The organism is Sphaerisporangium sp. NPDC049457 (genome assembly GCF_055586705.1).
Genome location: NZ_JBVJHR010000004.1, coordinates 135930 through 149217, shown reverse-complemented (window position 1 = coordinate 149217; position 13288 = coordinate 135930). Strand labels below are relative to the sequence as shown.

Below are 13288 nucleotides of genomic sequence, written 5' to 3'. Positions count from 1 at the left end.
CGAACGTTCACCGGTGATCGCCGCCTGAGACGTGCCGAGTCAAGGGCGGTGTGGCCTGTGTACTTCCCGGATGCGGCGTTCTGCACCGCGGCGGCCGGGGCGCGATTCGGGGAAGCAATGGCTTGGCTAATCGTCGAACCGGTTCAATGGAGGAGGTGCGAGTGGCGACGATCGGAGACGTGGCCCGGGAGGCCGGGGTGAGCCGCAGCACGGCGTCCTACGCGCTGTCGGGCAAGCGGCCCATCTCGGAGGAGGTGCGCCGGCGCGTCCTCGCGGCCGCCGAGGCGCTCGACTACACGCCGAACGCGGGCGCCCGCGCGCTCGCCACCTCCCAGACCAAGGTCCTCGGTCTGCTCGCGCGGTTCCACAAAGACGAGTTCGCGCCCGCGATGATGCAGTACATCCAGGGCGTCACCGACACCGCCCGCGACCTCGGCTATGACACGCTGCTGGTCACCGAGGCCGAGGGCTCCCGGGCGCTGCGGCGCATCACCGACTCCCGCATGGTCGACGGCGTCGTCCTGATGAACATCGCGCAGGACGATCCGCGGCTGCCCGTCCTGCGCGCGGCGGCGCAGCCCGGGGCCCTCGTCGGCCTGCCCGGCGACTGCTCAGGGCTGGACGTGTTCGACCTCGACTTCGAAGAGGCAGGGCGCGGCATGGTGGACCATCTCCACCGGCTCGGCCACCGCGAGCTCATCCTGATCTCGCAGCCCGAACACGTGGTGGCCCGGGGCGGCGCGTACGTGTGGCGCCTGCGGGACGCGGCCCTGGAACAGGCACGACGGCACGGCGTCACCCTGCACGCCGTGTACGGCGAGTCGCGGCAGCCGGCCGTCGGGCGTCTGCTGCACACCCTGCTCGACACCTACCCCTCGGCGACCGGCCTGCTGATCAACAATGAAGCGGCCGCCGCGGCACTGCCGTCCGTCACCTACGAACGGGGGCTGCGGGTGCCCGAGGACCTGTCGGTCATCGGGCGCTACTCCGCCGAGTTCGCGGCGACCTTCTCCCTGCCCTATTCGTTCATCGAGAGCGCGCCGGACCGGCTGGGCTCCATGGCGGTGCGCCAGGTCGTGCGCCGCGTCGAGTCGGCCGCGGCGCGCAGAGAACCCTACGTCGTGCGCTTCATCTCCGCCGAGCTGGTGTCTCGGGGCAGTACCAGCCCTCCGGCGTAGCACCCACCCGTCCCCCGCCCGCCGAACGCGGGCCCCAAAGCGCGTTACCACCCCCCGAAATGCGCGATGTGATCGCTAACACATCTGGAGTGATCCGATGCACCGTACATCTTTCCCGGCCAAGGCCGCGTTCGGAGTCGCCGCCCTCGCCCTGTGCACGCTGACCGCCTGCGCGTCCGCTCCCAGCGGCGGCAGCGGCGGCGGCGACGGCGGGACGGCGGCGACCGGCGACGGCGCCGCCGCCACCTACACCTGGTGGGACCCCTACCCGCAGCACGACGCCGACTCCGCCTGGGCGAAGCGCGTGGACGCCTGCGCCAAGCAGGCCGGCGTCACCGTCAAGCGCACCGCCTACGACACCACCGCGCTGACGAACCAGGCGCTGCTCGCCGGCCAGGAGGGAACCGCGCCCGACGTCATCCTGCTCGACAACCCCGTCGTCTCCACCCTGGCGGACGCCGGCATGCTCGCCACCATGGACGAGTTCGGCCTCGACACGGCGAAGTTCGACAAGAACCTCATCGCCGCCGGTGAGCTCGACGGCAAGACCTACGGCATCCCCATCGGCGCCAACACGCTCGCGCTGTACTACAACAAGAAGATCCTCGACGCCGCCGACGTGGACCCCGGTTCCATCACGGACTGGAAGTCGTTCGGCGCGGCGCTGAAGAAGGTCAAGGACGCCGGCAAGAAGCCGATCACGTTCGCGGCGATCGGCACCGAGGAGGGCTCCTTCCAGTTCCTGCCGTGGTTCTGGGGCTCCGGCGCGCAGCTCACCCAGCTCGACTCGCCGCAGGCCGTCGAGGCGCTCGACCTGTGGCGCACGTGGGTCAAGGACGGCATCGCCCCCAACTCCGTCATCAGCAACTCCCAGAACACCACCTGGGAGGAGTTCCTGACCGGCGACTTCGCCTTCGCCGAGAACGGCACCTGGCAGATCAACAGCGCCGCCAAGGCGAAGTTCCCCACCGGCGTCATCCAGATCCCCGCCAAGGCGGGCGGCGCGGCCCCCGCGCCGACGGGCGGTGAGTTCATCACGGTGCCGATGCAGAAGGACACCAAGCGCTACACCGCCACCAAGAAGATCGTCGAGTGCATGACCACGCCCGAGGGCCTGGTAGAGACGGGCAAGACGTTCGCCTACTACATCCCCTCCACCGCCGAGGGGCAGCAGGCCATCCTCGCCGAGGACTCCGGCCTCAAGCCGTGGGTGGAGGCGGTCCGCTCGGCCAAGGGCCGCACCAGCGACAACCTCGGCACGAACTACCCGAAGATCTCCGAGGCGCTGTGGACCGCGGTGCAGAAGGCGCTCAGCGGCGCGGCCTCGCCCGCCGACGCGCTGAAGGAAGCGCAGGCCCAGGCCAAGCAGGCCATCGGCGACTGAGACCGATGACTGCCCTTCGTACCGGCCCGGTCCCGGCATCGGACGGCGGCGCGGGGAGTCCGGCGGGGAACGACGGCCGTGCGCGCCGTCCCCGTCCGGGCGCCCCGCGCTCCGGGCGGTGGACGGCCGTCGCCTTCCTCGCTCCGCTGCTGGTCTACCTGCTGGTCTTCTACGCCTACCCGCTGTACCGCAACATCGAGCTGAGCGTGCACGACTACACCCCGCGCGCGTTCGTGCGGGGCGACCCCGACTTCGTCGGCCTGGCCAACTACCAGGACGTGCTGTCCGGCGACACCTTCCTGCGGGCGCTGCGCAACACCGTCGTGTTCACCCTGGGCTCCATCGCCGCCCAGTACGCCATCGGCCTGGCCCTCGCGGTGTTCTTCCACCGCAACTTCCGCCTGTCGGCGGTGCTGCGCGCGATGTTCCTCGTCCCGTGGCTGCTGCCCCTGATCGTCTCGGCCTCCACCTGGTCGTGGATGCTCAACAGCGACAACGGCGTGGTGAACGCGGCCCTGCAGGCGTTCGGGATCGGCCAGATCAACTGGCTCACCTCCCCCGACACCTCGCTGCTGGCGGTCACCATCGCCAACATCTGGCTCGGGATCCCGTTCAACCTGGTCATCCTGTACGCCGGTCTGCAGAACATCTCGCCCGACCTGTACGAGGCCGCGGGTCTGGACGGGGCGAACGCGTGGCAGCGCTTCCGCCGCATCACCTTCCCCCTGCTGCGCCCGGTGTCTGCGATCACGCTGCTGCTGGGGCTGATCTACACGCTCAAGGTCGTCGACATCATCTGGATCATGACCAGGGGAGGCCCGGCGGACGCGTCCACCACGCTGGCCATCTGGTCCTACCGGGAGGCGTTCGGCACGGGGCAGCCCGACTTCTCCCCGGCGGCGGCCGTCGGCAACCTGCTGATCCTCATCGCGTTCGCCGCCGGTCTCGCCCACGTGTACCTGCGGCGCAAGGAGGAACGCGGATGACCGGGCACCGCTCCTGGTGGAAGACCGCGCTGGGCATCGTGCTGGTAGGGCTGATGCTCTTCCCGGTCTACTGGATGGTCAACGTCTCGCTCACCAAGACGAGCGACATGCGCGCCGACCCCCCGCACTGGTTCCCGTGGGACGCCACGTTCGAGGGGTACACCGCCGCGCTCGGCCAGCAGCTGCCCGCGCTGGCCACCAGCCTGTTCATCGGCCTCGGCACCGTCGTCCTCACCCTGGTGGTGGCGCTGCCCGCCGGGTTCGCGCTCGCCAAGCTGCGGCCGCGCGGCGGCGGAGGCCTGGACTTCGTGCTGCTCGTCGCGCAGATGATCCCCGGCGTCGTCATGGCCATGGGGTTCTACGCCATCTACATCAGGCTCGGCATGCTGAACACCATCGGGGGCCTGATCGTCGCCGACTCGACGCTGGCCGTGCCGTTCGGGGTGCTGCTCTTCCGCGCGTTCATGGCGGGCATCCCCGCCGAGCTCATGGCCGCGGCCCAGATCGACGGGGCGAGCACCTGGCGCACGTTCCGGTCGGTGATCCTGCCGCTGAGCCGCAACTCGGTGATCACCGTCTCGCTGTTCGCGTTCCTGTGGGCCTGGTCGGACTTCATCTTCGCCTCGACCCTCAACCGCAACAGCGACACGATCCCGATCACGCTCGGCATCTATCGCTACATCGGCAACAACACCACGCAGTGGAACTCCATCATGGCGACCGCGGTGATCGCCTCGATCCCGGCCGCCTTCCTCCTCGTCCTCGCGCAGCGTTACATCGCGGCCGGCGTCACCGCCGGCGCCGTGAAGGACTGACCACCGTGACGACGCGAAAGGCTCAGCACATGACCGAACCCCGCCGGACCGGCGCCCATCCGGCGGCCGCCCGCCCCGTCGCCGACCCGGCGGGCGGCCGCCCCGTGGTCCCGTCCCACGGACGGGCGCGTCCCCTCGGCCTCGCGCAGGCGGCGGTCACCGGCGGCTTCTGGGGCGAGCGCCAGGCCGTGAACGCCGCCGCGACGCTCGCCCACTGCGAGGAGTGGATGGAACGCCTCGGCTGGCTGGCGAACTTCGACCGCGTCGCCGACGGGACGACGTCCGCCGACCGTCCCGGCTGGTCGTTCTCCGACTCGGAGGTCTACAAGCTGCTGGAGGCGCTCGCCTGGGAGTTCGGCCGCACCGGCGACGCTGGGGCGGAGGCCGCGATCAAGCGGCTCACCGCGCGCGTCGCCCGGGCGCAGGACCCCGACGGCTACCTCAACACCTGCTTCGGCCACCCCGGGCGGCCGCCGCGCTACAGCGACCTTGAGATGGGCCACGAGCTCTACAACACCGGGCACCTCCTGCAGGCCGCGGTGGCGCGGCTGCGCACGGCGGGCGAGGACGAACTGGTCCGCGTCGCCCGGCGCGCCGCGGACCACGTGTGCCGTACGTTCGGCGAGACGGGGATGCGGAAGATCTGCGGCCACCCCGAGATCGAGGTCGGCCTGGCCGAGTTCGGCCGGGCGCTGGGCGAGGACCGCTACGTCGAGCAGGCCCGCCTGTTCCTCGAACGCCGCGGCCACGGCACACTCCGCGACGTCCCGCTGGGACGCGCGTACTTCCAGGACGACGTGCCGATCAGGGAGGCCGGCGTCTGGCGCGGCCACGCCGTGCGCGCCCTCTATCTCACGGCGGCCGCGGTGGACGTCGCCGTCGAACGCGGCGACGACGAGCTGTTGCGCGCGGTGGAACGGCAGTGGGAGCGCTCGGTGGCGCGCCGGACCTACATCACCGGCGGCATGGGCTCGCGCCACCAGGACGAGGGCTTCGGCGAGGACTGGGAGCTGCCGCCCGACCGGGCCTACTGCGAGACGTGCGCGGGCGTCGCCTCCGTCATGGTGTCCTGGCGGCTGTACCTCGCCACCGGCGACGTCCGCTACACCGACCTGATCGAGCGGACGCTCTACAACGTCGTCGCGACCTCGCCGAGCCCCGGCGGGACGGCGTTCTTCTACGCCAACCCCCTGCACCAGCGGGTTCCCGGCAAGGAGGCCGTCGCCGACGAGGTGAGCCCCCGCGCAGAGGGGGGCACCCGGGCCGCGTGGTTCGAGGTCTCCTGCTGTCCCACCAACGTCGCCCGCACGCTGGCCGGCCTCGGCGGCTACCTCGCCACGACCGACGACGACGGCCTGCAGATCCACCAGTACGCCCCTTCCGTGATCCGCGCCGACCTGCCGGACGGGCGGCGGGTGGCCGTCGACGTCGAGACGGCCTACCCCGAGACCGGGACCGTCCGCGTCCACATCGCCGCCGACGCTCCGTCGCCGTGGACCCTGTCGCTGCGGGTGCCCGCGTGGGCGGACGGGGCCACGGTGACCGAAGGCGGGCGGACGCGGCCGGTCGGCCCCGGCACGGCCACGATCCGGCGGGCCTTCCGGGCGGGCGAGGTGATCATCCTCGAACTGCCGGTACGGCCCCGCTTCACCTGGCCCGACCCGCGCATCGACGCGGTGCGCGGCTGCGTCGCCGTCGAGCGCGGCCCCGAGGTGATGTGCGTGGAGTCGCGCGACCTTCCAGGCCCCGACGGGCTCGACGCCCTGGTCGTGGACCCGGCGTCCGGCCCGCTTGAGGACGCCGGGGGCGCGGGTGTGCGCGGCCGGCTGGTCTCGTACGGCGACGCCGGCTGGGCCTACTCCGCGGGCGGCGGCCCGGCCGGCGACGAGGCGGGCGGCGGGTGGTTCGACGTGCCGTTGCGGCCGTACCACTCGTGGGCACAGCGCGGGCCGTCCGGCATGCGCGTGTGGCTGCCCGTCTCCACGACGGACTGACCGGCGGACGCCCCGCCGGTACCGGTGGAGATCATATTCGAACCTGTGTACGACTCTGTGGAAACTGTGGATAACTTCGCGTGCGGCGGGCGGGGACGGCCCCGCCGCCCGCGCGGGCGCGGTCGCCGCGCGAAGAGTGGGAGATCATCGTCACACTTGTTATATGAACCGGTTCAGCGATAATTTCTCACGCTTATCGGTCCCTGTTTGGAAACGGTATTCCGCCGTCGGCGCCCCGCTTCCTCGGTGGCACGCGTACTCCCAGGTCAACCTACCTGTGAGCGTAGGTGGGACATCACGTCACAGCTTCGTAAGGGTTGACGAACGCCTTCCGCTGTAAGGTCGCAGAGTGATCAAGAAGTCCGACGCGACCGATCGCCCGGCGGAATTCCCCGCCCTCGGCCGGCCGGCAGGTGAAAGGGGCGGCGCCCCGGCTACCACCGGTGCCCAGGCTTCCGCCGGCTCTCCGGCCGCGGCACCGGGCGAGGGCGAGGTTGCCGCGTGATCGGCGCCCTCTACGAAGACGCGTTGCAGGGAGAGGACGTGGACGTCGAGTACTCCGACGGCAGAGTCCGCCCCCTGGCCGCCGAACGCTGGCTGCGGCCCATCGCCGGCGATCGCCGGCTGCTGGACAGGTGCGACGGTCCGACGCTGGACGTCGGCTCCGGTCCCGGCCGGCTGACCTCGGCGCTCGCCCGCATGGGCGTCCCGGTCCTCGGCATCGACATCACCCCCCTGGCCGTCGCGCTGACGCGCGGCGCCGGCGGTCCCGCGCTGCGCAGGAACGTCTTCGAGCCGCTGCCGGGCACCGGCCGGTGGGCCGTGGCCCTGCTGGCCGACGGCAACATCGGCATCGGCGGCGACCCGGTGGCGCTGCTGCGGCGGCTGCGCGAGCTGGTGCGTCCCGGCGGCGCGGTGCTCGCCGAACTGGCGCCGCCCGGCACGCCGAGCGGGGTTGAGCGGGTACGGCTGCGCCACGGCGGCCGGGTGGCCGAGTGGTTCACCTGGGCGACGGTCTCCGCCGACGACATCGAGCCGCTGGCCAGGCGCTGCGGCTTCCCGGCCGCCGACCACTGGAACGAGGCGGGACGATGGTTCGCCGCCCTGACCTGACCGCCCTGAACACCCGGGCGGAGGGCTTCGTGCGAGGCGTGTCCGGGCGGTTCAGCAGCTCGCTGCATTCGGAACGGGTGGCCGCCCAGCTCGGCGTGTGGCTCGGGGGCGCCTTCACGGCCGCGTTCGCCACCGGGCTGGTCAGCCACTTCATGCAGCACCCGCCCGCGTGGCTGCTCTGGCCGTCCCGGCCGGTGAACCTCTACCGCGTCACCCAGGGCGTGCACGTCATCGGCGGGCTCGCGACGATCCCGCTGCTGCTGGCCAAGCTGTGGACCGTCTACCCCAAGCTGTTCCAGTGGCCGCCGTTCCGGTCGGCGTCGCACGCGGTGGAACGGGCGCTCGTGCTGCTCCTGGTGGGCGGCTCGCTGTTCCAGCTCGTCACCGGACTGCTCAACATCTCCTACGCCTACCTGTGGCCGTTCTCGTTCACCGCCGCGCACTACTGGACGGCCTACCTGGTCTACGGCGCGCTGGTCGTCCACGTGGTCAACGAGTGGGCGAAGGTCCGCGCGCGGTTGTGGACCCGGGAGCCGGTCGGTCCGGACGCCACGGGCAGGCGGCGGTTCCTCGCCACCGTGGCCGCCGCCTCCGGGCTCACCGTCCTGGTCACCGTGGGGGAGACCTACCCGCCCCTGTCCCGGCTCGCCGTCCTGGCCCCGCGCGCCCAGGGCGTCGGCCCGCAGGGCGTCCCGGTGAACAAGACGGCGGCCGCCGCCGGCGTGACCGGGGCCGCCGGCGACCCGGGGTACCGCCTGCGGGTGACCGGCGCGGTCCGCGCCGAGCTGTCCTTCGCCTACGCCGATCTGCTGCGGCTGCCGCAGCACACCGTCCGGCTGCCGATCTCCTGCGTCGAGGGGTGGAGCGCCGACGCCGAGTGGACCGGGATCCGGCTGCGCGACCTGCTCGCGCGGGCGGGCGCGGCCGGCGACGCCGTGGTCACGGTCGAGTCGCTGGAGCGGGGCGGAGCCTACCGGTCCAGCGAGGTGCGTCCGCCGCACTGGCGCGACCCCCTGACGCTGCTGGCCCTGCGGCTCAACGGCGCGCCGCTCGCGCCCGACCACGGCTTCCCGGTCCGCCTCATCGCGCCCGACCGGCCCGGAGTGTTGCAGACCAAGTGGGTCACCGAGGTGGTGGTCTCATGAACGAGCCGCCCGAGGCGGCAGAGGCGCGCGAGGCGGCCGGAGTCGGCACACGGCCGGCCGTCGACTCCCACGACCTCCCGGACAAGCCGCTCGACGTCTCCGGGAACGCCGTGGACGAGCCCGTCGCGACCTCCGGCGCCATGGCGGGCGCTCCGGCCGCGGCGTCCCGCCGCCGGTGGCCGCGATGGGCGGGGTACGGCGCGGGCGGCGCGCTGGTCGTCACCGGGCTCGGCGGTCTGGCGGTGGACGCCCACCGCACCGACCCGCTCGGCTGGGCCCTGTGGTTCGGCGGGCTGATCGCCGCGCACGACGGCGTCCTCGTGCCGCTCGTCATGGCGGCCGCCGCCCTCGCCGGGGCGGTGCGCGAGCCGTACCGGTTCTGGGTGCGAGCGGCGCTGGGCGTGGCGGCGGTGTGCTGCCTGATCGCGCTGCCCATGGTGCTGGGCATCGGCCGGCGAGCCGACAACCCGTCGCTGCTGCCGCTGGACTACGGACGCAACCTGCTCCTGGTCCTGGCCGTCATCGCCCTCGCCGCCATCGCGGCCATGCTCGCATCCCGGCTCGCGTCCCGGTTCACGGCCCGCCCGGCCGAGAGCGAGGCCCCGGCCGGACGTGGAGCGGGCGCCGGTCGTGAGGTGGTGGCCGGGCGGGGGGCGCTGGTGGTGTGGGGGGCGCTGGTCGCCGGCTGCTTCGCGGCCGGCGCGGTGCTGCACGGGCTCGGCGTGCTCCGCATCGACCACCTGCCGCCGCTGCACGCCCACTTCCGGGTCCTCACGGTCACGCTCCTGCCGGCGGCGGTCATGGCCGCCGTCGCGGTACAGATCCTTCCCGCTCTGGTCAGGCGGGGCGGGTTCTGGCGGGCGTCTCTGGTCGCCTACGGCTTCGCGCTCGCCTGGACGGTCCTGCTGGCGATGTCGGCCGACGGGCCGGCCGCGCCGTTCACCCATCCTCAGGAGTACCTGGCGGCGCTGCCCGCGGTGGGGGACGACCCGCTCGGCTGGCTGGCGGGTTTCACCCAGCGGCTGCCGGAGTATCCGACGCACGTACGCGGGCATCCGCCGCTGCCGGTGCTGGTCGTCTGGGCGCTCGCGGCCGTGGGACTGGACGGGCCGCTGTGGGCGGCGATTCTCGTCATCATCGTCGGCTGTTCGGCCGTGGTGGCGATCGGCCTGACCGTGCGCCGCCTGGCGGGCGAGCAGGCGGCGCGGCGCGCGCTGCCGTACCTGGCCCTCGCGCCGGTCTCGGTCTGGATCGCCACCACGATGGACGCCTTCTTCGCGGGCGTCGGCGCGTGGGGCGTCGCGCTGCTCGTCCTCGGCGGGAGCACCGCGGCCAGGACGTGGTTCGCGGCGGGCGCGGGGGTGCTGCTGGGCGCGCTGCCGTATCTGAGCTACGGCCTGGTCCCCTACCTGGCGATCCCGGCGACGGCCGCCGTGCTGGTACGCCTGCCGCGCCGGGCCGTGCTCGCCGCGCTGGCGGGAGCGGCGGCCGTGACCGTGGCGTTCGCGGCGGCGGGCTTCTGGTGGCCCGCCGGGGTGGCGGCCACCCATGCGGAGTGGGCCGCCGACCCGGGCGCCGCCCGGCCCTACCTGTACTTCCTGGTGGCCAACCTCGGCGTCCTCGCCCTGGTCACCGGCCCGGCCACCACCGCGGGGCTCTTCCGCGCCGTCCGCGCCGTCCGCGCCGTTCGGGGCCTCACCGGCCGCCCCGCCGTCGACCCGGCCGACCGTGATCGCCGGCCCGGCGCCGGCACGGCCCCCGACGCCGACATCGCCCCGGGCGGCGTCGCCGGGACGAGTCGGACGCGTCTCCGGCGTGCCGTCACCGTCGTGACGGACCGGGCGCGTGGCGACGGCGTCGCCGCGATCGTGGCGGCGGCGATGGCGGCGGTGCTGGCGTTGGACGTCAGCGGGGTGACCCGGGGAGAGGTGGAACGCATCTGGGTGCCCTTCGCCGTCTGGATCGGCCTGGCGGCGGCGTACGCGCCCGGACGCCGCATGCTCGCCGCGCAGGCCCTCACCGGCCTGCTGCTGCAGGCACTGGTCGCCTCCCCCTGGTGACGTGCGGGGTCAGGCGAGGGGGGCGTCGGCGAACTCCTTCATGCCCTCGGCGAAGGCGACGTGCGCCCGGAAGCCGAGGTCCTCGGCGGCCCGGACGGGTGAGGCCACGATGTGCCGCACGTCGCCGAGCCGGTACTCCCCGGTGACGACCGGCTCGGGGCCACCTCGCGCCGCGGCGAGCGCGGCGGCCATCTCGCCCACCGTGTGAGGTTCGCCGCTGGCGATGTTGTACGCCGCCAGTGCCCCAGGCGTCCCGCCGGACAGGGCGGCGAGGTTGGCGCGGGCGACGTCGCGGACGTGCACGAAGTCGCGCCGCTGCCCGCCGTCCTCGAACACCTTCGGCGCTCGGCCCGCCTCCAGGGCGGACCGGAAGATGGCCGCCACGCCGGAGTACGGCGTGTCCCTGGGCATCCTCGGCCCGTACACGTTGTGGTAGCGCAGGGCGACCGCCGTGCCGCCGGTCTCCCTGGCCCAGTTGGCGGCCAGGTGCTCCTGGGCGAGCTTGGTGGTGGCGTAGGCGTTGCGCGGGTCGAGCGGGGCGTCCTCGCCGATCGTGGCGGAGACCGCCGGAGAGCCGCACCGGGGGCAGCGCGGTTCGAACGACCCCCGCGCCAGGTCTGCGGCCGTGCGCGGGCCCGGCCGCACGCGCCCGTGCCGGGGACAGTCGTAGGCGCCTTCCCCGTAGACCACCATCGAGGAGGCCAGCACCAGCCGGCGCACGCCATGCCGGGCCATCGCCGCCAGCAGGACGGCGGTGCCGTAGGCGTTGACCGAGGTGTAGTCCGGCAGGTCGGCGACGTCCACGCCCAGGCCGACCTTGGCCGCCTGGTGGACCACGGCCCGCACGCCGGGCAGCGCCCGGTCCAGCACGGCGTCGTCGCGCACGTCCTGTCCGTCGCGCAGGTCGAACCCCGCCACGTCATGCCCGGCCTCTGCCAGCGCTTCCACGACATGACCACCGATGAACCCGGCCGAACCGGTCACGAGTACCCTCACCCGGCCGAGCGTAGGCCGCGCCCCGCCCGCGGGCCCGGCCCGGCCCGCCACCGTTCGCACACCGTAAGAAGTAGGCCTTCCGCGTCCAGGGAAGGACGGAGGTTTGCCGGGGCCGGAAGATCGGGCAGGCACGGAGGGGTAAGGGCCTCGCGGCCCGTTCCTTGGGACGGCCGTCCGTCCCGGTCGCCCTTCGTCCCGGTGCTGATCATCACCGGCCGCGGCGCTCCACCAGTCATCGGGGGTGGATCATGATGATCGCTGACCTGCCGGCCGTCGCCGGTGCCGCCGGCCTCGGCGCCGCTCGCGCGCAGATGGCGCTGTCCCTGGGCTGGCACATCGTCCTGGCGTGCCTGGGCGTGGGCATGCCGGCCATCACGCTGATGGCCGAGTGGCGCGGGCACCGTCGCGGCGACGTCCACTACCGGCTGCTGGCCCGCCGATGGGCCAGGGCCATGGGCGTGCTGTTCGCCGTCGGCGCGGTGTCGGGGACGATCCTGTCGTTCGAGATGGGCCTGCTGTGGCCGGGACTGATGGGTCTGTACGGCCAGGTCATCGGCCTGCCGTTCGCCCTGGAGGGCATCGCCTTCTTCATCGAGGCCATCTTCCTCGGCGTCTACCTGTACGCCTGGGACCGGATGCCTCCGGTGGCCCACATGCTCGCCGGCATCCCGATCGTGCTGGCCGGGGTGGCCAGCGCCTTCTTCGTCGTCACGGCCAACGCGTGGATGCAGCAGCCGACCGGCTTCCGGACGGAGGGCGGCCGGGTGGTGGCGGTGGATCCGTGGGCGGCGATGTTCAACCCGGCGACGCCGCCGCAGACGGTGCACATGATCCTGGCGGCGTTCATGGTGGCCGGGTTCGGCATCGCCGGTGTCTACGGAGTCGCCATGCTGCGCGGGCGCCGCGACCGCTACCACCGCCTCGGCCTGCTGCTGCCGCTGACGGTCGCGGCCGTCGTCACCCCGGCGCAGATCGTCGTGGGCGACTGGGCGGCCCACTTCGTCGCGGACAACCAGCCGGTCAAGCTCGCCGCGATGGAAGGGGTGTTCCACACCCGGAGCGGTGTGCCGCTGCACCTGGGCGGCATCGCCCTGGACGGCGAGATGCGCTACGCCCTGGAGATACCCAACGGGCTGTCGCTGCTGGCCCACTGGGATACCGGCGCCGAGATCATGGGGCTGGACCGGGTGCCGCTCGCCGACCACCCGCCGGTCAACGTGGTGCACTGGGCCTTCCAGATCATGGTCGGCGCGGGGTTCGCGTTGCTGGCGCTGTCGGCCTGGCTGGCCGTGGCCTGGATCCGGCGTCGCGACCTGCCGAGCTCACCGTGGTTCCTGCGCGCCGCCGCGGTCTCCGGAGTGGCCGCCGTGCTGGCCCTGGAGTCGGGCTGGGTCGTCACCGAGGTGGGACGCCAGCCGTGGATCGTCTACCGCGTGATGCGCACCGCAGAGGCGGTCAACCCCGCGCCCGGCCTGGTGTGGGGCTTCGTGCTGGTGAGCCTGGTGTACGTCGTGCTGACGGTCGCGACCGTGTACGTCCTCCGCCGCCTGGCCCGCGACAGGCCGGTGCCCGTCGCGCCCCAGGAACCGGACGTCGCCGATGAGAGAGTGGTGTGAT

General features: G+C 73.1%; 10 protein-coding genes. 9 read left to right on the top strand and 1 reads right to left on the bottom strand.

The window, feature by feature from the left end:
- The first annotated feature begins 161 nt into the window (after positions 1 to 161).
- From ACZ6QO_RS08250 to ACZ6QO_RS08215, 8 genes are all read left to right on the top strand, one after another.
- Positions 162 to 1178 (top strand): LacI family DNA-binding transcriptional regulator, encoded by a 1017-nt coding sequence (locus ACZ6QO_RS08250; protein WP_465848853.1) that lies wholly within the window; start codon positions 162 to 164, stop codon positions 1176 to 1178.
- A gap of 97 nt (positions 1179 to 1275) precedes the next feature.
- Entirely contained in the window at positions 1276 to 2562 is a 1287-nt protein-coding gene (locus ACZ6QO_RS08245) for a sugar ABC transporter substrate-binding protein (RefSeq protein ID WP_465848851.1), read from the top strand.
- A 5-nt stretch (positions 2563 to 2567) separates the two neighbouring features.
- Positions 2568 to 3548: a carbohydrate ABC transporter permease gene (locus ACZ6QO_RS08240; RefSeq protein ID WP_465848850.1), complete on the top strand. Its 981-nt coding sequence runs from the start codon at positions 2568 to 2570 to the stop codon at positions 3546 to 3548.
- On the top strand, positions 3545 to 4363 hold the full coding sequence (locus tag ACZ6QO_RS08235) for a carbohydrate ABC transporter permease (RefSeq protein WP_465848848.1): 819 nt from the start codon (positions 3545 to 3547) through the stop codon (positions 4361 to 4363). Before ACZ6QO_RS08240 ends, ACZ6QO_RS08235 begins: the two co-directional genes overlap by 4 nt.
- A 29-nt stretch (positions 4364 to 4392) precedes the next feature.
- Positions 4393 to 6357, top strand: a complete 1965-nt coding sequence (locus tag ACZ6QO_RS08230) for a glycoside hydrolase family 127 protein (protein WP_465848846.1) — start codon at positions 4393 to 4395, stop codon at positions 6355 to 6357.
- Between the two features lie 501 nt (positions 6358 to 6858).
- On the top strand, positions 6859 to 7470 hold the full coding sequence (locus ACZ6QO_RS08225; RefSeq protein WP_465848845.1) for a methyltransferase domain-containing protein: 612 nt from the start codon (positions 6859 to 6861) through the stop codon (positions 7468 to 7470).
- Positions 7449 to 8615: a molybdopterin-dependent oxidoreductase gene (locus ACZ6QO_RS08220; RefSeq protein WP_465848844.1), complete on the top strand. Its 1167-nt coding sequence runs from the start codon at positions 7449 to 7451 to the stop codon at positions 8613 to 8615. The genes ACZ6QO_RS08225 and ACZ6QO_RS08220 overlap by 22 nt, the downstream gene beginning before the upstream one ends.
- Positions 8612 to 10675 (top strand): hypothetical protein, encoded by a 2064-nt coding sequence (locus ACZ6QO_RS08215; RefSeq protein ID WP_465848842.1) that lies wholly within the window; start codon positions 8612 to 8614, stop codon positions 10673 to 10675. Before ACZ6QO_RS08220 ends, ACZ6QO_RS08215 begins: the two co-directional genes overlap by 4 nt.
- A gap of 9 nt (positions 10676 to 10684) precedes the next feature.
- Here the strand turns inward: ACZ6QO_RS08215 and ACZ6QO_RS08210 are convergent, their stop codons facing one another.
- Positions 10685 to 11671 carry an NAD-dependent epimerase/dehydratase family protein gene (locus ACZ6QO_RS08210; RefSeq protein ID WP_465848841.1) on the bottom strand — a complete coding sequence of 329 codons (987 nt, stop codon included), beginning with the start codon at positions 11669 to 11671 and terminating at the stop codon, positions 10685 to 10687.
- A gap of 248 nt (positions 11672 to 11919) precedes the next feature.
- Here ACZ6QO_RS08210 and ACZ6QO_RS08205 point away from each other — a divergent pair, with 248 nt between their 5' ends.
- Positions 11920 to 13287 carry a cytochrome ubiquinol oxidase subunit I gene (locus ACZ6QO_RS08205; protein ID WP_465848839.1) on the top strand — a complete coding sequence of 456 codons (1368 nt, stop codon included), beginning with the start codon at positions 11920 to 11922 and terminating at the stop codon, positions 13285 to 13287.
- The last annotated feature ends 1 nt before the right edge of the window (position 13288 follow it).

Excerpts from the sequence above, each read along its gene's own strand:
- ACZ6QO_RS08245 (WP_465848851.1), top strand. The coding sequence starts at position 1,276 with ATGCACCGTACATCTTTCCCGGCCAAGGCCGCGTTCGGAGTCGCCGCC.
- ACZ6QO_RS08240 (WP_465848850.1), top strand. The coding sequence starts at position 2,568 with ATGACTGCCCTTCGTACCGGCCCGGTCCCGGCATCGGACGGCGGCGCG.
- ACZ6QO_RS08235 (WP_465848848.1), top strand. The coding sequence starts at position 3,545 with ATGACCGGGCACCGCTCCTGGTGGAAGACCGCGCTGGGCATCGTGCTG.
- ACZ6QO_RS08230 (WP_465848846.1), top strand. The coding sequence starts at position 4,393 with ATGACCGAACCCCGCCGGACCGGCGCCCATCCGGCGGCCGCCCGCCCC.
- ACZ6QO_RS08220 (WP_465848844.1), top strand. The coding sequence starts at position 7,449 with ATGGTTCGCCGCCCTGACCTGACCGCCCTGAACACCCGGGCGGAGGGC.
- ACZ6QO_RS08215 (WP_465848842.1), top strand. The coding sequence starts at position 8,612 with ATGAACGAGCCGCCCGAGGCGGCAGAGGCGCGCGAGGCGGCCGGAGTC.
- ACZ6QO_RS08205 (WP_465848839.1), top strand. The coding sequence starts at position 11,920 with ATGATGATCGCTGACCTGCCGGCCGTCGCCGGTGCCGCCGGCCTCGGC.